Source organism: Marinobacterium alkalitolerans (genome assembly GCF_017776525.1).
Taxonomy (GTDB): domain Bacteria; phylum Pseudomonadota; class Gammaproteobacteria; order Pseudomonadales; family Balneatricaceae; genus Marinobacterium; species Marinobacterium alkalitolerans.
In genome coordinates, this window is record NZ_JACVEW010000012.1 from 33635 (window position 1) to 52192 (window position 18558).

Consider the following 18558-nt stretch of genomic DNA (forward strand, 5'->3'; position numbering starts at 1 on the left):
ACAGGATATGCTGTCAGTTGTTGGCGTCATAATTTGCATACATTATGACCTGGCTCCTATGAGGCTTGACTGGAAATTCTGTGCCTGACACCGCGCAACAAGCGACCGATCAGCGGGAGCTTCAAGTACACGGGTGCACTGTCCCAGTAATCCATATGCGTACTGACCTGGCCGTGGGCATCAAACAGCACACGCGAACATCCCTCAACTTCCAGGCGCCCTATGACCGGCAGGTCTGCCCTGAAATGCCACCTGAGCCAGCCTGTTTCTGAAGCCTGATGCCAGCAGATAGTATCCACACTGAACGCAGGTCGTCCTGCACGCTCAAACATATCCAACAGCAGGTGCTTGAATGCCTGACGGCCTTGAATGTCGTTAAAGGGATCCTTGAAGTACACACCTTCACTGACCAGGGCACAAAGCTCATCCACCGTATCAGGTGTCAGGTTGGCAAAGGTTGTTGCATAGCGTTCCAGTGCTGCTTCACTCAAAACCGGTTCCCCGCTTGATCAGTCGAAAATACAGATTATCCGGCAACAGTTTCAAGCTGGCCATGAAGAGGGCAAAAAGCCTCGGGAAGCGGATTTCAAAGCGATTGGAAGTGAGCCCCTTGAGCAAGGCTCGGGCCGCCTCTTCGGCGGAAATCAACTGGGGCATCTCAAAGCGGTTCCGGTCGGTCAGCGGCGTTTTGACGAAGCCGGGATTGATCACCTGCAAGCGCACCCCCGTGCCCTGAAGTTCGACCTGAAGGGCTTCACAGGCGTTGATCAAGGCGGCCTTGCTGGCCCCGTAAGCAGCCGCCGTGGGCAAACCTCGATACCCGGCCAAAGAGGCTGTACAGGCAATCTGCCCGCGACCACGCCGCCGCATAGCAGGCACAAGCACTTCCAGCCCTGACATGACAGCAAAATAGTTCACTTCCATCAGGTCCCGGCAGGGTTTCACACTGAACTCATCCAGTGTCATGGCGTGGTGAGTACCTGCATTCAGGATGACCAGATCAGGAAGGGTCCATTCACGCTCGATGGTGTCCAGTGCCTGCCGGTAAGCGCCCGGCCGGGTGACATCCAGTACCAGTGGCCGGATACGGCCTTCAAGCCCGCTCTCCACTGCCGTTTGTACCACTTCGTTCAGAGGCTCATAACGGCGACCGCTGACCAGCACATCGCACCCACGCTCAGCCAGTGCAAGCGCTGTCGCTCTGCCGATACCCGTGCCCGCACCCGTGATCCAGGCCAGTCGCCAAGGCAGATCACTCATACGGTTCTCCCAGAGAAGCGGTCATCTGATCAGGCTTGAGCCACACTCGAACACGGCTGCCATCACGCGCACTGAACTCCATTCCCAGCCAGCGCCCCTGAGTGTCATACCAACTCAGCGTATCCTCAAGGTCACCGCCCAGACGGTAACGACGTGCCTGCACCCTGCGGTTACCCAGCTCGACCCATTCCTCGGCCTCAAGCTGTGCATTGATCTGGCTGACATCACCGGTGAGGGTATTGACCAGATTGGTGCGACGGACCAGCTCCGGGTGCCAGTGGTTGGTTGTCAGCAGGTCAGAGCCCAGACGCGTGCTGCCGCCTGGCTCCATTCGATACAAATATCCGTCGCGGCGCTCGAAGGCATACCGGGTCAGATCGCCATCGTCATCGATACGCACCAGCATCTGCTCAAGTGTCTGACTGTCTCTCCAGTACTCGTCAGACCGGTATTCAAAATCATAACTGAACAGACCCATGAACCGGATGTTCAGATCCATCGCGACGCTGACATGAGTGCCCCCCTGTCCCCAGGGCGAGAAGTTCAGGTGATAGTCACCGATGACCTTGCCTTTCCGTTCAACTTGATAGTGCGACTGGGCACCATATAAACGGGTCGGTTCAATGGCCCAAACGGGCAACGACAATGTAATGGAGCAGATGAGACAGAGTAGAGTACGCATAAAAAAGCCCTCCCCCGAAAAATACGCATGCGATGCAGAGGCGGTTCAGTCAGGGAAGGGCTTGCGCTACCCGATACCGTTTAACGATCAGGTTTTGAAGCGCGACACCAGCTGGTTCAGGTGGCGTTCCAGCTCACTCATGCCGGTCGCGGTGCCAGCCAGCTCCTCGGCATTCTGAGTCGCCTTGTCGGCAATGTCAGCGATCTGCTGAACGCTCTTGCTGATCTCATCGGCCACCGCCGTCTGCTCTTCTGCCGCACTGGCGATCTGAGTGTTCATCTCGGTGATCGTGCTGACAGAATGCGTAATCTGCTGCAGTGAACTGCGGGCTTCATCAGCACGCTCGATGGTGTCCTGGCTCTGCGCCTGTGAACTTTCCATTTCACGCACCGCCTGCTTGGCTCCGTTCTGCAGCCCCTCGATCATGCGCTGAATTTCATCGGTGCTCTGCTGAGTACGGTTGGCCAGCGTACGCACTTCATCCGCGACAACGGAGAAGCCACGCCCCTGCTCACCGGCACGCGCCGCCTCGATAGCCGCGTTAAGCGCCAGCAGGTTAGTCTGCTCGGCAATATCGCGAATCACGTTCACGACCGTACCGATCTCGTTCACGTCCGTACCCAGAGACCCGATCACTTCGGCGGAACGGTTAACGTCATCGGCCAGTCGATTGATGGAATCGATGGTCTGCTCGACGACATTCTGGCCGTTAACCGACTCGGAATCAGCTTCACGCGCCGATTCGGCGGCCTGAGAAGCGCTGCTTGCAACCTGCTGAACCGCAGCGGCCATTTCGTGAATCGCGGCAGCCGCCTGAGAGGTCTCACCCTTCTGGGTGTGGGCGTCCTCATGTGCACGGGTCACGACGGAGCGCATGGATTCTGTGGACTGACCCAGCGACTGGATGCCACGCTGAACTTCGATGATCAGCTGCTGAATCTTTTCCACAAACTGGTTGAAGTTCTGTGCCACTTCACCAATCTCGTCGCGGGTTTCTACCGGCAGACGCTGAGTCAGGTCACCATCCCCTTCAGAGATATCACGCAGCGCCATCGCCGTCTGGTGCAACGGATTGACGATGCGACGTGCCAGCCAGAGACAGATCACGGCCACGAGCACGATCAAGGCCAGCGAGGAAAGCGCAATCAGCATGAGCGTTTCGCCCATATCGGTCTTGAGCTGACCTTCCTTTTTGGCAATGGCGGCATCGATATCATCCACATAGAAGCCGGTACCCACCATCCAGTCAAACGCCGGCAACATGACGGCATAACTCAGCTTGGGGGCATCTTCTTCCTGACCGGGCTTGTCCCAGACGTACTCCACGAAGCCGTCACCGCTCTGGGCGGCATCAATCAGTTCACGCACCACCTTCACGCCGTTGGGGTCCGAGACCCCCATCATGTTGGTGCCGTTCAGGCTTGGCTTGGCACCATGTGCCCTGTTCACGCCATCAGTTGCATAGGCGAAGATGTAGCCATCTTCACCGAACTTGATGGCATTGAGTATGTCACTGGCACGAGCCTGCTTCTCCTGCTCGGAAAGTTCATTATTTTCGAGTACAGGCGTGAGGGCAGTAATCGCCTGCTCAACGTAATTCTTCAGCTCTTTCTGCTTGGCCGCCACCATATCCTGGCGAATATTCAGGACTTCCTTATCCCCCATCGCGAGCATTTCGATGCGCACGATCACCATCACGGCAGTCACCACCGCCAGCATGGGAATCAATGTCAACATCAGAAGTTTGGGAGTCAACTTGAGTCCGGACATGTAAGTACCCTTTCTGGAACATATCGTTCCCTAAGTGTACTCCATGCCTGCACTTTTTTTAATGAATTAACATCGTTGTAATGAACTAGGGCTGAGAGGATGCCTGTCGTGAATATGTTGTCTGGTATTGGGAGGGCTGAAGGCAAGAAAGATCGAGGAAGGACGAGCGGGGTGGAAGTGGCTCCAGCCTGCACACGGCAGAAGGAGCACACTCCCGGGAGTCGCATTAGAACATGTGCAAGCCGCCGTTGATGGAGAAATCAGCCCCCGTGATATAGGCTGATTGATCGTCCGCCAGGAAGGTTACAATTCGACCGATCTCGTCCGGCTCGCCCAAACGGCCGACGGGGATAGTCTTGGCAATTTTCTCCAGCACCGAGTCGTCAATCTTGGCAACCATCGGCGTCATAACGTAGCCCGGCGATACCGTGTTGACGGTCACGCCCTTGGCAGCCACTTCCTGTGCCAGTGCCTTGGTAAAGCCGTGGATACCGGCCTTGGCCGCTGAGTAGTTGGTCTGGCCAAACTGACCTTTCTGCGCGTTTACGGAGGAAATGTTGATGACACGACCAAAGCCCTGATCAATCATCGGGTTGATCACCAGTCGGGTCATGTGGAACATGGAATCCAGGTTGGCGCTGAGAACTTCATTCCACTGTTCCCAGCTCATTTTCTTGAACTGACCATCACGGGTAATACCCGCGTTATTCACCAGCACATCCACGTCACGGCCAGTGAGCTGCTTCACAGTTTCGATGCATGCAGCGCATGACTCCTCGCTGGTAACATCCCCGTAGGCCACATCAATTTCGTAGCCGGCCTCGCGCTGCTTCTCTTGCCATGCCTTGGCTTTTTCGTGATTGCCGCCGCTGTTGTAACCGGCAACTACGTGGTATCCGGCATCAACCAGTTTGCGACAAATAGCTTCACCCAGGCCACCGGTACCGCCGGTCACCAATGCAACTCGTTTACTCATACTTTGCATCCCTTTCCATGTTCTCGTCGCCTGCTCCACTCTGCAGCAGAATGGGGGCCGTCAGGCAATGTACGAAGTTTCTATGTGTGCAGTTAGCGGTGTAACCACACTGATCATAGTCCAAAAAAACGATGTCAGGAGTATGACTTTGGTGCAATCAGGGTATGTACTGATATTCAGGCAGCAGGTACGGCTTGATGATCCAGCGCAAGGGTTTTCAGGTAGCGCCGCACCCAGAAGCTGGCCACCATGGCGGTAACCGCATTGGCACATACCAGTGCCACGAACATGCCGGTCAATCCAAAGAAATGGTTGCCCAGCCAGCCCAGAGGGACATACATGAAAAAGAGTCTGAACAGGCTGATCCGCATGGCGCGCATGGGCTGATGCAGGGCGTTGAATGAGGAGGCACTCAGGAAGGTGGTTGCCTGGAAGCCAAAACCTGCAGGCACGATGACGAGCCAGAGCTGCAGCCAGCGCGCCACGTTTTCGTCGTCACTGAAGAGCCGCGAAATGGGTCCGGACGCGATCAGCAGCACACCGAAAATAAGCAGCTGCCACAACAGCGCAAAACGAACCGCGCCACGATAGGCTGAACGCACGCGCTCGAGTTTCTGGGCACCAAAATTCTGGCTGATGAAGGGGGGCAGTGTCATGGACAGTGCCAGACAGACCAGCAACGAAAGGGATTCGATACGCGCCCCCGCCCCAAAGGCCGCGACGGCTTCTGCCCCGTGGACAGCAACCAGCGCCGTCAGTATCCCGTTGGCCAGCGGCGTCATCATGTTGGACAGGGCCGCCGGAAGGCTGATCGATAGCACCTTGCGCCAGTGCCCCAGCATCTGTTTAAGGTCCGGCACTGTCAGCAGCAGCATCTGCTTACGGTGGTAAAGCAGATGCAGCGCCAGCAATGTGGTCGCCGACCAGGCGATCACGCTGGCCACTGCTGCGCCGCGTATCCCCATGGCGGGAACCGGCCCCCAGCCGAAAATCAACAGCGGGTCCAGCACCACATTAAGCAGGGATGAAATCAGCATGATGGTTGCCGACAGCCGGGTATCACCCGATGCCCTGAAGGTGCTGTTGCACACCATGTTCAGCACCAGAAACACGGAGCCTGCGAACCAGACTTCCATATAGGCATCAATCAGCGACATCAGCTCGGGCTCGGCCCCCATGAGCCGGAACACCGGGTCCGTGAGAAAGCGCCCCAGAGTGCCAACAACCGCCATCAGCAGCACCGTCAGTAACAGATTGTCCGTTGCCAGACGCGCCGCCCCTTCCCCACTGCCGCTGCCGATCAGGCGCGCCAAGGTGGCCGAGGTCCCTATCCCCAGACCGATCGCCAGACTGACAACAGAGAAAGAAACGGGGAAGGTAAAGGCCAGCGCCGCCATCGGCTGAGTGCCCAGTTGAGCGACGAACCAGATATCCGCCAGGTTGAACAGCATCAGGCTGACAATGCCAAACATCATCGGGATGGTCATCCGCACCAGCGTCGGACGTATGGGGGCATTGAGCAGATCGGGCCGCCGGGACATGCTGTTCCTGTCGTTACTTTAAAAGCGTGAGAGTGTAACAGAAAAAGCCCGGGGCTGGCCCGGGCAAAGGTTGAACGACCAAGGGGGGATCGCGCGGTTAACGGCCAGAGGCGCGCATGTTCTGCACACTGAACTTGTCCACCGGGCTGCGCTCCGGATCCACGATACCCTTGAACTGACCCGTAGTGCAGTGATTGGCCTGAATATCGATCATGGTGAAGGAATCATCGATGGACACGCCGGTGCCCTTGTTCACGGGCAGGTGGTGGTCCGGATGCGACTGACCGATGGTCCAGCTCTTCCACATATCCCCTTTACGGTCATAGGTGATATTGCGCGGAATGATAAAGGTCTGCGCATCCATGTAATGCTGTCGCTTGCTGATCGGATGGTTCGGATCGACCGGCTCGGACTCCACCACATAGACCTTGCGCAGCTGCCAGGTGATGTCCGGGAAGCAGCCGCCCTTGCCACCAAAAGCGATCACCTGATAGCCATCTTCATCCTGATGGGTTTCCGTATCCAGCGGCATGTCGTTGTGATTGTACATCGGCATCAGCAGGTACTTGGTCCCCTTGTAGGTCCACTTCATGTCGCTGATACGGCCGTTGTATCCCTCAAAATCCTCGATCATCACATCTGTGCCAAGGAAGGCATCGGTAGTCTGACCGGTCGACAGTCGACGCACGCGGCGCTGGAAGCCCAGGTACAGGTAGGCGTTATCCACCTTGGTATCGTCCTCGAAGCGATGGATCAGCAGCTGGGTGTTCTTCACGTCAAAGGGTTCCAGCACCTGAACGTAGATACCCCGGAACAGTTCTGAAGGGTTGGGCGTAATTTCCGGATAAGGCTCCTGCGAGGTTCTATGGGTGAAGTTCAGAAAGTGAAAGTTCATCTTGATGGTCCGTTCCTTGTTACCGGACTCCATATCCCGCATGGTCCAGTAGAACGGCATGATGGCGGCCGAGTCACCCCAGTTGTAGCCATACTTGTAGTTCCAGGCCAGTTTTTCGCCAGCACGAGGATCATCCAGTGACGGTTCCGCCGGGAAGGGTCGACCGGCAACCGTCTCTGAAATCTCACCGTGACCTTCACCCAGTTGAACATCCCCCGAATATTTGCGTGTCGCTTCAATGTAGCTGGGGTGCAGAGCAAAGTCCGTGGTTTCCCCCACCTTGATCTCGGTGTCGCCATTCTTGACAAACTGGTACATGGCCGGGTCCAGTGCATCCTTGAACTGTTCCACATTGCTCTGATTGATTGTCATACCAGCCTTCAGGCCGGGAAACGATGGCGCACCATCGGCATACGGGAAGAAGGACTCCTGAATGACCGCTTCTGAAACATCGGCGGCCTGAACATTGGGTACCAAGGCCAGAGCAATGGCGGCGGATAATACGGCTTTTTTAAACATACTGTGTTTCCTTATTTTTCTTAGAAGCTGTAGCGAACGGTGAGCTGGATTTCGTCTTCGTCATTGGCCACCCCGATCGGCCCATTGGTGAAGCGCGCCAGGGGCTCAAACTGAGGCGTTGAGTCGCCAAAGGCAGAGGCCACACTCCAGGGGAAACGTTCTTCGCCGCCGGTCTTGAAGTTCAGCCCCAGGTTGAACATCCAGTGGTTATCCGGTGTCCAGGACACACTGGGTGCGTAGACAGTGGACTTGGCCGCAAAATCATGTGCCACGATGATCTGCGGGCTCAATCGGTTGTTCATGTAGAAGCCTTTGAACAGTGCTGTCGCAATCCAGTTGTCTTGATCGTTGGGCATGTCAGACTCGTGATCGAGAATGTGTTCGCCAAACAACTGCGTCGACAGCAGGAATGCACTGCGGGTACCCAGCTCGGGAATGATGATGTTCTTATCGAAGCCGATCACGTAACGCAGCATGTCGGTTTCCTTGTGACCATTGAGATCACGCGGCATCTCCTCGCCTTCGGTGTACGCCATTTCAAGACGCCAGACCGCATCCATATCCATGGAGTAGTAATCGATGGAGCCACCGAGCAGGTTTACACGCGGAAACTTGATATCAAATACACCATCTGCGGCCGGTACGGGTGCTCCTGGACCCAAAGGACGAAAGTGCAAGGAAGGTAGTTGCTGACGGTAGGTCAGCGCATTGAGCGAGAAGGTTGCGTCGCCATAGACACCTTCCCATTTCAGGCCCAGCTGGGTATTGGCCAGGCTCCACTCGGGCTCTTCCACATCATGGATAATCGGCACCGGGTTGCTGTAGGGCCCGCCGGGAATCAGCTGAAGGTTGGCCGACGAGGAGAAGAAACAGCCTGCATCCAGAATGCGATAGGACTGCCCACAGGTCCCCAGATTGTTGGGACGGAATTTGTCGAAGTTCCAAACCAGAGACAGGTTGGAATCATCGAACACCTTGGTCGGCCCCATACGCCACTCGGCGGTCAGCATCCACTGGGGAATACGGATATCTTCCAGCTCGTCATAGATGTTATGGCGTGAGTAATCCACCGGGTTAATCACGTCCAGCACCCGGAAAAGGTCCGTTTTGCCCCAGATCACCTGCTGCTTGCCCAGACGAACGGACAGGATGTCACCGTTGTCCAGCTGCTTGTCCGCACTCAGGTACAGCTCACGAATGAAGTCCAGCCGGTTGTTGAACTCAGGGAAACGGGCGTCGTTTTCATCCTGGTCCATGTACCCGTCCAGGTTGTTACACAGGGTCGGATCGTTTTCACAGGGGAAGGGAACGCCCGACGTGAGCACCGAGGTCGAGGTGTCCTGGCCGTGCCAGTTCTGACCCAGGTAGTCCTGCTGTGCATCCTTGCCGAACTCACCGTCATTCAGGTCGTAGACGCCATCATAGGTGCCACGCAATACGCCGTTGAGGCGGACGGAGCGGAAGCTGTCGGAGTCGAATTTCGTCTCAAACTCGGCCTGGGCCGTGTTGCGGAACTTGGAGATGCCGACATCGTCGCGATGATAGGTCGCGTTTTCCACAAACCCGGCCCAAGTGGTTTCCGCTGCAATTGCCGGCATGGCAATACTGGTTCCCAGGGCTGCAGCAACACCCAGTGCGAGATGATTGAATGTCGTTGTTATTGTTTTCGACATGGAGTTTGGCCTCTTTTATGCCTTGGTTGTCATGACACAGGGGACCTCTGCCGCTTCGGAATCAGCGTGGATAACGCCATCCTCGTCGGCATAGGCTTCACAAATGAAGGAGGGTTTGAACACCAGCACCCAGCTGGGCACCAGCAGCATGGCCGCCGCGCCGTTGAGCACGACCATCACGATCAGCAACAAAGCCGCTTCCGCCTGGAAGCGCAGATCGGACAGCACCACCCACATGACGATGCCGGCAATCAGCGTGATCGCGGTAAAGCTGACAGCGAGTCCGGTGGTGCGAATCGCCCGGCGAACGGCCGCCTGAAGATCACCCAATGCGACCATTTCCGAGCGAATGCGATCCATCATGTAAATGGAGTAATCGATACCGATACCGACACCCACGGCGATGATCGGCACCGTATTGGAATTGATGCCCATCCCGCTCAGCCCCATGTAGGCGTACGTCAGTGTGGTCGCGAACAGCATGGCACCGAACATCATGGTGCCGGCCATAAAGGAGGTGTAGAAGAAGGTCACCATGGCGAAGATCAGCAGAAACACCAGCGGCAGCACCCAGAGGTTGGTTTCAAAAGCCGCTTCGTTTTGCGAGGCGATAACACCGATGGTGCCCCCGGCCAAACGGATGGTCAGCCCTTCAACCTTGCCCTCGTTTTCGGCGATCCACTGCTTGGCGGTGTGGATCGCACGGCGCAGGGTCTCGCCCTTGTGATCCTTGTAATAGAACACCAGGTTGGCCACGCGCTCATCACTGTCCACAAACTCCTTCAGCGCCCCCGGGATCGGGTTGGACATCATGTAGGTGAACATCAGACCGCCTACGTACATGGGGTCATCCGGAATCTGCGCCCAGCGCGGATCGTTGTTGTGTAGCAGTCGATTGACCTGCTTCACCAGATCGGGAATGCCCTTGGCTCCACCCACGCCGGGGTCGAGCAGCATGTGACGCTCGAGATCAGCCAGCGCCTTGAGCACTTCGGGCCGCTTGATCCCCCCCTTTTCATCGGTCTCCGCAACGATGTACATCTCCTCGGAGCCCGGGAAACTGTCGTTGATCGCCTTGGACGAGAGGTTGTAATCATGGTCCTGATACAGGATGGGCGAGCCCGGTTCGGATTCACCGATCACCACATGGGAGGAGAAATAGAAGCCAGCACACAGCAGAAGCGCCGCAATGCCCAGCGCCTTTTTGGCCGCCTTTTGACCGCTGATCAGATCGGCACAGACATAGCCCACGTTGCGGAAAATATTGTGCTTGATACCGGTCGCCTTGGGTTTCGGCAACACTGAAAGCAGCAGCGGCACCGCCAGCAGGACGGTAATGATGATGCTCAGTGCCCAGATCGAGGCATAGTGCGCCAGCTTGGTATTGAGCGGGATGGAACCGATGGCAATCAGCAGCAGACCGATTGCATCTGAAACCACGCCCAGGCTGCCCGGACGGAACAGGCTTTCAAAGGTCAGGCGCGCGGCCAGGTGGTGGTTATCGTGCGAGCTGAGCTCAAGGTAGTAGCGCTCGACCAGCTGAATGCCATGCGACATGGCGCGGGCCGAGATCAGGAAGGGAATCACCAGGCTAAGCGGGTCCAGGTTATAGCCGAACAGGGAGATGATCCCGACACCCCAGATCGAGGACACAATCACGCCTGCCAGCGGGATGAACACGCCGTACGCCTTGCGGAAATAGAACACCAGCAGCGCCAGCATGATCAGCGCAGTGAACAGGAAAATCTCGATGATCTGATCCAGATACTGGTAGGCCCAGCCCACCAGCATGGGCTGACCGGTGACGTGTATTTTTACGCCATCAGCCGCTTCCTGCTCCCGCATCTGCTGGATATGTGCATAGGTGGCGGCATAGTCCAGCTTGCCCTCGATCAGCTGCGCTTTCACCAGCGCCATATGCAGATCCGGGCTGACCAGCGGCCCCAGCACACGGGGGTCCGCTGCCACGTCCTTGCGCAGCGTGTTGAGCTGCTCAGTATTCAGGTCCGTGTGCTCCGGGTTGTAATAGGGCTCGGAATTGACATTGCCCTCGGGCGTCAACCAGACCTTGCGCGAGTTGCGATGGGTGACGCTGGTCACCAGGTTGTGATCGACGCCCGGCAGCGAATCCACCGCTTGCGTAATCCGATGAATACGCGCCAGTGCGTCATTATCAAAGATGTCATGTTCGGTGAATTCGACACCGACAATGATCACATTGGCTCCCCCAAAGGATGCCTTGATGTCATTGTGCAGCTCGATGTAGGGATGGCTCTGCGGCAACAGGTCCGCAAAATCGGAATACATTTTCACGCCGGGAATCTGGGCGGCAAACCAGAGAGTCGCCAACAGAATCAGCGCGAGTATGGTTTTGGGATAGTTGAACAGCTTCTGGTCGAGACTGTGCAACCAGTGAGTGGCCCGATGGGCACTGGCAGATCGTTTATCCATGGGAAAACCGTCTTGTTGTTATTGTGTATGTACTGACGTGAGCGTGCCGTTCCCGCCGGCGACCAGCAGCTCACCGTCGTCCAGCTCAATCAGGGAACGCAGCCAGACCGGACCGGTATCCACACTGAGGCGCCGCCAGACCGAGTCTTCCCGGGTTAACAGAGTGCCGTTCTCTCCGGTGGCGAAAAGCCCGGTACCGGTGTGGGAAATGCCATAGAGCGGGGCTGCTACCGGCGTGTGTTCCTGTTGCCAGCTGGCACCACCATCAGAGGTGTGCAGGATCATGCCATCCAGCCCGACCACCCAGCCGCGCCCAGGTGAACTGAAGTAGGCATCCAGGGGATAAAAGTCATTGGGGATATAATCCAGCGTTTGCCAGTTGCGGCCGCCATCCTCAGTGCGTGCCACCAGGCCAAACTCACCGGTCATCAGGGCTGTTTGCGGATCGACAAACTGAATGCTGGACAGCATGGCGTCTTCATTCAGACTGGTTTCAGACCAGCTGTTACCGGCATCACGGCTGACCATCAGGGTTGAAAAGCTGCCCACCGCCCAGAAGCTGCCATCGGGGGCACAGGTCGCTGCCAGCATGTTTTCAGGTGTCGGCAGCGCATGACGCGTCCACTGTTGAGCCTCTGCATCTGCGTGCCAGATCTCGCGCTCAAAGCTCAGGGCAATCAACGAGCCATCCGGACAGGTATCCACATCGATCAGATTGGGAGCGCCGTCCAGTATTCGCCGCTGCCAGGGGGATTGACTGGTTTGACGTGTGAGAATCAGGCCGTCGTTGCCCACCGCAACCTGCAGGCTTGAGTTGAGAGTCAGTGCCTGAATCTGGTCTGTACGCCGTACCGGATTTTCACGCTCTTTCTCAACGTCCGACAGGTTCAATGGGGCTTCACAGCCTGTCAGCAGCATGAGGCAACCGCTGAACGCAGATGCAAGAAGAAAACGGCTCACTTTCAGCGGATGGCCACTCGGGCAGCACACAGGCGCAGGCTGGCACGCCGCTGTCGTATTTTTTTCTAATATCATCGCTTTTTATTCTTCTGATGAATGGGTTCTTGGCTCGGCTCAACTAGTGTCAGCAACTGCTGTGCCAGAACGGCAAAAGAAAAATAAAAAGCTTTAAAAACATGATGTTAAAATTTAAATCATGAATAAGTACTGCCCATTCCGCTTTTGCTAACACGCGTATTACCCCAAGGGGGTTCATCAAATAATCAATGCCGCAAAAAGCGTTTGTTCAAATCATTAAAGTCCGTGAGGTTTTATAGAAGGGACTGCAGGCGGTGTTGGACAGATTATTTTCTTATTACATATTAGTCTTTGATAATCATTGATTCATACAAAAAAAGAATTAGGATTCCCTGCCTCTCAGCGCGGCCCGGCCGCCTGGTTGTATAGCGAACTGAGGCATCTCATGAACAAAACAGAAAACCTGAGCGGTTTTGCTCTACTGCTGCTCGTCGTCAGTGCCGGCAGCCTGGCACTGGAACCCGATATCTTTTTCCGTCTGCTCATCGGCCTGGGACTGGGCTACGCCCTGACCCGCTCTGCGCTGGGGTTTGCCGGCAGCGTTAACCGCGCCTTCAGAGCCGGTTCAACCAAACTGATGCGTGCATTGATGCTGATGTTTGCCGCCACGGCCATCGCAACGACCGCCTTTCTGTATAACCAGAACCCGAAGGATCTGGACCTGTGGGTCAACCCGATCAATGCAGGTCTAGTGATCGGCGGACTGCTGTTCGGGTTTGGCATGTCATTCGCCAGCTGCTGTGCATCCGGCGTACTGACCTACTTTTCCAGCAATCTGACGCGTCCGGCGTTGATTCTGCTGTGCTTTGGTGCCGGGGTATTTCTTGGCTTTCCTCTGCAAGCCACTCAGCCGTGGATTACGGATACGCTGATTTCGACCCAGACCTATGCGAACCAGGGCGTGTATCTGCCCGACCTGTTTCCGAATGACCCGATGAAAGGCTACTTTGGCGCTATCCTGCTGACGCTCCTGTTTGCGGGCCTGGTGAGCTGGCTGGCCCACCGCTACGAGCAGCATCGCCGCCGTAACGATACTTACATTGGTGTTGCCGCCGAAAAGGCTCAGGAAGAGCAGTCTTCCAGCAATATTGGCCAGCACCCGTTCTTCAGCCACCAGACGTATGAGGCGCTGTTCGTCTCCCGCTGGTCCATGACCACCGGCATCGCTGTCATCGTTGTGCTGTTCACCCTGCTGATGGGCGTGACGGGTGCCGGCTGGGGTGCCTCCTCACCCTTTGGTTTCTGGTTTGGCCGCCTGCTGATCGCCTTCGGTGCTGATCCGGCCGCCATCGCCGCATTTACACACCGACCGGTCGAAGTGTTTACCATGCCCTTCTTCAGTCACCCGGTGAACGTGCAAAACCTTGGCATCATGCTGGGCGCCATGGTGTCACTCTTGCTGGCAGGCCGTTTCTTCGGCAGCATGTCAAAAATGCGGTTGAGCGTAAAAGAAGCCCTGCTGCTGATCATTGCCGGGCTGGCCATGGGGCTGGGCACCCGCTTTGCCAATGGCTGTAACGTGGGCGCACTGTTCACACCGATTGCCAACTTTTCGCTCTCCGGCTGGATCTTTCTGGTCTTTATGGTCGCAGGTGGCGTTATTGGCAACCTGACCGGGAAACGACTGCAATCCTGACCACGGGTTGAAAAAATGTCTGCTCACCCACATGATCTGTAATACCTATTACAGATCATGTGGAGTGACTGATGCCAACCTTGTTCGATCCACTGCAGGCAGGCGCCCTGCACTTGCGCAACCGTATCGTGATGGCCCCGCTAACCCGTTGCCGGGCTGAAGCCGACCGGGTGCCGGGCGAGCTGATGGTGGAATATTACCGTCAACGTGCCAATGCCGGCCTGATCATCTCCGAAGCCACCTCCGTGACCCCCATGGGTGTCGGTTACCCGGATACACCGGGCATCTGGTCTGAAGCACAGGTGGAAGGCTGGAAAAAAGTCACCGATGCGGTTCATGCTGAAGGGGGATTGATCGTGCTGCAGCTGTGGCATGTGGGCCGTATTTCTCACCCCAGCTACCTTAATGGCGAACTCCCGGTGGCACCCAGTGCAATCAAGCCGGAAGGCCATGTGAGCCTGATCCGCCCCAAAGTGGAATATCCCACCCCTCGTGCACTGGAAACAGACGAAATCCCCGCCATTGTGGAGGCGTACCGCCAAGGCGCCGAAAATGCCAGGGCAGCAGGGTTTGACGGCGTGGAGATCCATGGCGCCAATGGTTACCTGCTGGAGCAGTTTTTGCTTGATGGCACCAACACTCGTACCGATGAGTATGGCGGCTCGCTCGAAAACCGAGCGCGCTTGATGCTGGAGGTGACCGATGCCGTGGTATCGGTGTGGGGCGCTGATCGCGTCGGCATGCACCTCTCTCCTCGTGCCGATGCCCACTATGTAAGCTGCAGTGACCGGGAAGCGACCTACGGCTATGTGGCAGAAGAGCTGGGCAAACGCAATCTGGCCTTTATTTGCACCCGCGAGCATGTGGCCGAAGACAGTATCAGCCCAATGCTGAAGCAGCGTTTTGGTGGTGTCTATATCGCCAACGAAGCCTTTACCGGCGTATCCGCGCAGGAGTATGTGGCTCAGGGCACAGCTGATGCGGTTGCTTTCGGCAAGCCCTATATTGCCAACCCGGACCTGGCACCGCGCATCGAAAAAGGTGCCGACTGGAATGAGCAGGACCCGAGCACTTTCTATGCATCCACTGCCAAAGGCTATACCGACTATCCGGCAATGAGCGGATCCTGAAACAGAAACGCCCCTCATCTGAGGGGCGCTTTATCAGCAAGCCTGATCAGGTTAACGCGGTCAGGAAGCGCTCGTTGAGCTGGCGGTCATGATAGAAGATCGCCTTGCCCAGTTCGTCCGCATCCCAGGTCACCGGCTCATGATCCGGGTAGTGGTAGTCACCGCCACAGAACACTTCGGTACGGTTGCCGGACGGGTCAAAGAAGTAGATGGTCTTGCCGTGTGTGAGGCCGTGACGGGTCGGGCCGATATCAATTGAGGTATCGGTCATGGAGATCAGGTCGGCTGCACGCAGTACGTCTTCCCAGGTATCCAGGAAGAAGGAGGCATGGTGAAACATGCCGGGTTCAGGGTGGTCGATGAAGGCGATGTCATGTGCTTTCATGCTGGCTGTCAGGAACTGGGCCACACGCTTGCCATCCGGCGTCAGTACCTGCTCGGCCAGATCAAAGCCGAGCACGTCGCGGAACAGCTCCAGCGTTTTGTCCAGATCGACACCGTACAGCAGGCAGTGGTCAAAACGGGTCGCCTTCATGCCCTGCAGTCCGCGCGGCCAGGCTTCCGGGTTGCGGTTTGACAGTCCCCACTTGCCGGTCTGCTTTTTGGTGGCATAGAGTTCAAATGCGTGCCCACTGGGCGCAACGAAACGCAGGCGGCGCCCACAGTCCTTCAGTTCGCCCTCCGGCACCTCTTCCACCTCGCAGCCAAAGGCTTTCAGGTCCTGATGCAGGTTGTCCAGCACGTCTTCATCCAGGCATTTGAAGCCCATGAAGTCCATACCCGCCTGGTCGGCTTCACGCAGCACCACGGAAAACTTGTCCACTTCGGTCCAGCCCTTGAGGTATACCCGGCCCTGATCATCACGGTCCATTTCGATCAGGCCGAGCAGGTCGACGTAGTGTTTCAAGGCTTCATCCATATCCAGCACGCGGATTTGAACATGTCCCGGACGCATTACACCTTTTTTCATAGTCTTCACCTTAACTGTTATTGTTCTGTTGTTGACCCGTTTGTTATTTCGTCTGGCTTTGAGGCCTGATCTCGGGCGGGTCCGGTTCGATCACCAGATCACCGCGTGCGAAGATCCGACACGCCAGGACGGTTCCAGCGGACTCCTGCTCCGGCGAAATCCAGGCCCGGCTCATCCGCTTGCTGAAGTACTCACCCTGTAAAACGTGGATACGGCACTTGCCACAGCCACCACCTCTGCAACCAACCGGTATCAGGTGTTGCCCTGCCCGCTCCATGGCGACCAGCACACTGACGTCCGATTTGGCGCGAAACCCGTCCTGCTCAGTCGCGTTCAGGGTAATGAGGTGCTCGGTAACGGTCTCCTGCTCGAGGCAGGTGTGATTATTGTTATTCATGCTCTGACCTCAGTTTCTGCCCGGGTCACGGGCACTGACTCTGTTCAGATCATCGGCTGTTGCCGGGCGCATAACCACCCACAGAGGTGGAAAGTTATAATCCCGAAAGCGGTCATATGGGCCTGCACGCCAGGCCCTCAGATTCAAATCCGTTTGAACAGGGCCGAGCGTGTCTGCTCCTCGGCACCGTCTGCCGCGGTCACAAAGCGTTCCATGTGGATATCCCGCTCGAACAGGCGCCCCTGCATCAGCGTGGTAATGGCTGCATCGATCATCGGTGGCGGGCCGCACAGGTAAGCCTTGTGCCCGCTGAAACGGTTATCGAAATACCTAGCGGCCGCCTCGTGTACGAAGCCCGTAAAGCCTGCCCAATTGTCGTCCGCCTGCGGCTCGTTCAAGGCAGGGATGTAGTGGAAGTTGTCATGCTCCCGATTCAGCGCCTCGAACAGTTCATGGTTGTAGAGCTCAGAGACATTGCGCGCCCCCTGGAACAGGTAGATCTGGCGGCTGTCACCCTCTTCCAGCATGTCGAGAATCATCGACTGCGGACTGGACAACCCTGATCCGCCAGCGATGAAAATCGCATCCTGCTCATCGGATTTGCGCACGAAGAACTGACCGTAGGGACCGGACACATCCAGCGTATCGCCCACCTGCAGGGTTTCATGCAGCCAGGTAGTGCCGGCACCTCCGGGCACCAGGCGCACATGCAGCTCCAGCTGCCGACTGTCTGACGGCTTGTTCGCGATGGAAAAGGCACGCGTACCTTCCACACCGGGGATGCGCAGATTCACGTACTGGCCGGCCTGGAATTCCATCTCGTCATCCAGTTCAAAGGTAATGCCCTTGATGGTGGGCGACAGGTCGACGATATCCTTGACGGTACCGACGAAGTCCCGTACCGGATGGCCGGCAAAATCCGGGTCAACGTCGATATCCGCTTCGATCACCAGGTCGGACTCCGGCATGGCACAGCAAGCCAGCACCTTGCCTTCATCACGCTCCATGTCCATCAGCGCAAAGGGCGAGGCGTTGCCGATATCGGCGTCACCCTCCAGCACCTGCACCTTGCAGGTGGCACAGGTGCCATGCCCACAGGCGAAAGGCAGCCAGACGCCCTGGCGCAGAGCGGCATCCAAAATGGTCTGCCCCTCCTCGACTTCCACCACATCGCCGGTGGGTTCTACGGTCACTTCATAGCTCATAACGGTGTTCCTCAGACTCCAGCGCCCTGATACCCCTTCAGCTCCGGGGTCTGGAAGCGCAACAGGGATTTGTGCCCGATGCCCTGATCCTGAATCGACACATCCATTTGCGGTTCAAAGGGCTGTCCATCCAGCAACCAGGTGGTCTTGCTCCAATCCACCTGATCCCATTCCGGGTGCAGGGAAAAGCCTTCCGGCATTACCTCCTCAATCAGTGCCCGAAAAGGCGTCTCGGGCGGCAGCGGATAGGCAAAGGCGGCGCAGAACATCAGGTGGTGATCCCAGCCCACGTATACCACCTGGTTGCCGTGGAAGTTTTCAAAACGATCTTTTACATCGCCTGTATAGTCCGGCGTAATTGCATGTACTGGCATTCTTCTTATCCTCAGCTTGTGCTTGATTTGCGAGTGGCTGA

At 56.8% G+C, this 18558-nt stretch carries 16 protein-coding genes; 2 read left to right on the forward strand and 14 right to left on the reverse strand.

What is annotated here, in order from left to right; translation table 11 throughout:
* Positions 1-56: 56 nt before the first annotated feature.
* From H9C73_RS09100 to H9C73_RS09145, 10 genes are all read right to left on the reverse strand, one after another.
* Positions 57-491 (reverse strand): nuclear transport factor 2 family protein, encoded by a 435-nt coding sequence (locus tag H9C73_RS09100; protein WP_209287508.1) that lies wholly within the window; start codon positions 489-491, stop codon positions 57-59.
* Positions 484-1260: an SDR family NAD(P)-dependent oxidoreductase gene (locus H9C73_RS09105; RefSeq protein ID WP_209287509.1), complete on the reverse strand. Its 777-nt coding sequence runs from the start codon at positions 1258-1260 to the stop codon at positions 484-486. The genes H9C73_RS09100 and H9C73_RS09105 overlap by 8 nt, the downstream gene beginning before the upstream one ends.
* Complete coding sequence (locus H9C73_RS09110) at positions 1253-1942, reverse strand: DUF6134 family protein (RefSeq protein WP_209287510.1); 690 nt, start codon at positions 1940-1942, stop codon at positions 1253-1255. The genes H9C73_RS09105 and H9C73_RS09110 overlap by 8 nt, the downstream gene beginning before the upstream one ends.
* An 87-nt stretch (positions 1943-2029) precedes the next feature.
* Positions 2030-3712, reverse strand: coding sequence for a methyl-accepting chemotaxis protein (locus H9C73_RS09115; protein ID WP_209287511.1), 1683 nt, complete (start codon positions 3710-3712; stop codon positions 2030-2032).
* A gap of 226 nt (positions 3713-3938) precedes the next feature.
* Entirely contained in the window at positions 3939-4688 is a 750-nt protein-coding gene (phbB, locus tag H9C73_RS09120; RefSeq protein ID WP_209287512.1) for an acetoacetyl-CoA reductase, read from the reverse strand.
* A 176-nt stretch (positions 4689-4864) separates the two neighbouring features.
* Complete coding sequence (locus H9C73_RS09125) at positions 4865-6229, reverse strand: MATE family efflux transporter (protein WP_236014192.1); 1365 nt, start codon at positions 6227-6229, stop codon at positions 4865-4867.
* 97 nt (positions 6230-6326) lie between these two features.
* Positions 6327-7643, reverse strand: a complete 1317-nt coding sequence (locus tag H9C73_RS09130; RefSeq protein WP_209287513.1) for a DUF1329 domain-containing protein — start codon at positions 7641-7643, stop codon at positions 6327-6329.
* A gap of 20 nt (positions 7644-7663) precedes the next feature.
* Positions 7664-9316, reverse strand: coding sequence for a DUF1302 family protein (locus H9C73_RS09135; RefSeq protein ID WP_209287514.1), 1653 nt, complete (start codon positions 9314-9316; stop codon positions 7664-7666).
* 15 nt (positions 9317-9331) lie between these two features.
* Positions 9332-11767 carry an efflux RND transporter permease subunit gene (locus tag H9C73_RS09140; protein WP_209287515.1) on the reverse strand — a complete coding sequence of 812 codons (2436 nt, stop codon included), beginning with the start codon at positions 11765-11767 and terminating at the stop codon, positions 9332-9334.
* A gap of 18 nt (positions 11768-11785) precedes the next feature.
* Positions 11786-12685, reverse strand: a complete 900-nt coding sequence (locus H9C73_RS09145) for a WD40/YVTN/BNR-like repeat-containing protein (protein ID WP_236014193.1) — start codon at positions 12683-12685, stop codon at positions 11786-11788.
* Between the two features lie 505 nt (positions 12686-13190).
* Between H9C73_RS09145 and H9C73_RS09150 the strand changes: the two genes are divergently transcribed.
* A complete protein-coding gene (locus tag H9C73_RS09150) occupies positions 13191-14441 on the forward strand; it encodes a YeeE/YedE family protein (RefSeq protein ID WP_209287517.1) in 1251 nt (416 codons plus the stop codon).
* 71 nt (positions 14442-14512) lie between these two features.
* Positions 14513-15571 carry an alkene reductase gene (locus H9C73_RS09155; protein WP_209287518.1) on the forward strand — a complete coding sequence of 353 codons (1059 nt, stop codon included), beginning with the start codon at positions 14513-14515 and terminating at the stop codon, positions 15569-15571.
* Positions 15572-15617: 46 nt separating this feature from the next.
* On the opposite strand, the gene H9C73_RS09160 is transcribed toward H9C73_RS09155, so the two are convergent.
* The 4 genes from H9C73_RS09160 to H9C73_RS09175 all read right to left on the reverse strand — a co-directional run bounded on the left by H9C73_RS09160 (position 15618) and on the right by H9C73_RS09175 (position 18517).
* Entirely contained in the window at positions 15618-16541 is a 924-nt protein-coding gene (locus tag H9C73_RS09160) for a catechol 2,3-dioxygenase (protein ID WP_209287519.1), read from the reverse strand.
* A 43-nt stretch (positions 16542-16584) separates the two neighbouring features.
* Complete coding sequence (locus H9C73_RS09165) at positions 16585-16938, reverse strand: 2Fe-2S iron-sulfur cluster binding domain-containing protein (protein WP_209287520.1); 354 nt, start codon at positions 16936-16938, stop codon at positions 16585-16587.
* A 143-nt stretch (positions 16939-17081) separates the two neighbouring features.
* Entirely contained in the window at positions 17082-18143 is a 1062-nt protein-coding gene (locus H9C73_RS09170) for an NADH:ubiquinone reductase (Na(+)-transporting) subunit F (protein ID WP_209287521.1), read from the reverse strand.
* Positions 18144-18154: 11 nt separating this feature from the next.
* On the reverse strand, positions 18155-18517 hold the full coding sequence (locus tag H9C73_RS09175; protein WP_209287522.1) for a phenol hydroxylase subunit P4: 363 nt from the start codon (positions 18515-18517) through the stop codon (positions 18155-18157).
* Positions 18518-18558: the final 41 nt, after the last annotated feature.

Coding starts and splice junctions, on each gene's coding strand:
- H9C73_RS09105 (WP_209287509.1), bottom strand. CDS start 1,260: ATGAGTGATCTGCCTTGGCGACTGGCCTGGATCACGGGTGCGGGCACG.
- H9C73_RS09110 (WP_209287510.1), bottom strand. CDS start 1,942: ATGCGTACTCTACTCTGTCTCATCTGCTCCATTACATTGTCGTTGCCC.
- H9C73_RS09115 (WP_209287511.1), bottom strand. CDS start 3,712: ATGTCCGGACTCAAGTTGACTCCCAAACTTCTGATGTTGACATTGATT.
- phbB (WP_209287512.1), bottom strand. CDS start 4,688: ATGAGTAAACGAGTTGCATTGGTGACCGGCGGTACCGGTGGCCTGGGT.
- H9C73_RS09125 (WP_236014192.1), bottom strand. CDS start 6,229: ATGTCCCGGCGGCCCGATCTGCTCAATGCCCCCATACGTCCGACGCTG.
- H9C73_RS09130 (WP_209287513.1), bottom strand. CDS start 7,643: ATGTTTAAAAAAGCCGTATTATCCGCCGCCATTGCTCTGGCCTTGGTA.
- H9C73_RS09135 (WP_209287514.1), bottom strand. CDS start 9,316: ATGTCGAAAACAATAACAACGACATTCAATCATCTCGCACTGGGTGTT.
- H9C73_RS09140 (WP_209287515.1), bottom strand. CDS start 11,767: ATGGATAAACGATCTGCCAGTGCCCATCGGGCCACTCACTGGTTGCAC.
- H9C73_RS09145 (WP_236014193.1), bottom strand. CDS start 12,685: ATGCTGCTGACAGGCTGTGAAGCCCCATTGAACCTGTCGGACGTTGAG.
- H9C73_RS09150 (WP_209287517.1), top strand. CDS start 13,191: ATGAACAAAACAGAAAACCTGAGCGGTTTTGCTCTACTGCTGCTCGTC.
- H9C73_RS09155 (WP_209287518.1), top strand. CDS start 14,513: ATGCCAACCTTGTTCGATCCACTGCAGGCAGGCGCCCTGCACTTGCGC.
- H9C73_RS09160 (WP_209287519.1), bottom strand. CDS start 16,541: ATGAAAAAAGGTGTAATGCGTCCGGGACATGTTCAAATCCGCGTGCTG.
- H9C73_RS09165 (WP_209287520.1), bottom strand. CDS start 16,938: ATGAATAACAATAATCACACCTGCCTCGAGCAGGAGACCGTTACCGAG.
- H9C73_RS09170 (WP_209287521.1), bottom strand. CDS start 18,143: ATGAGCTATGAAGTGACCGTAGAACCCACCGGCGATGTGGTGGAAGTC.
- H9C73_RS09175 (WP_209287522.1), bottom strand. CDS start 18,517: ATGCCAGTACATGCAATTACGCCGGACTATACAGGCGATGTAAAAGAT.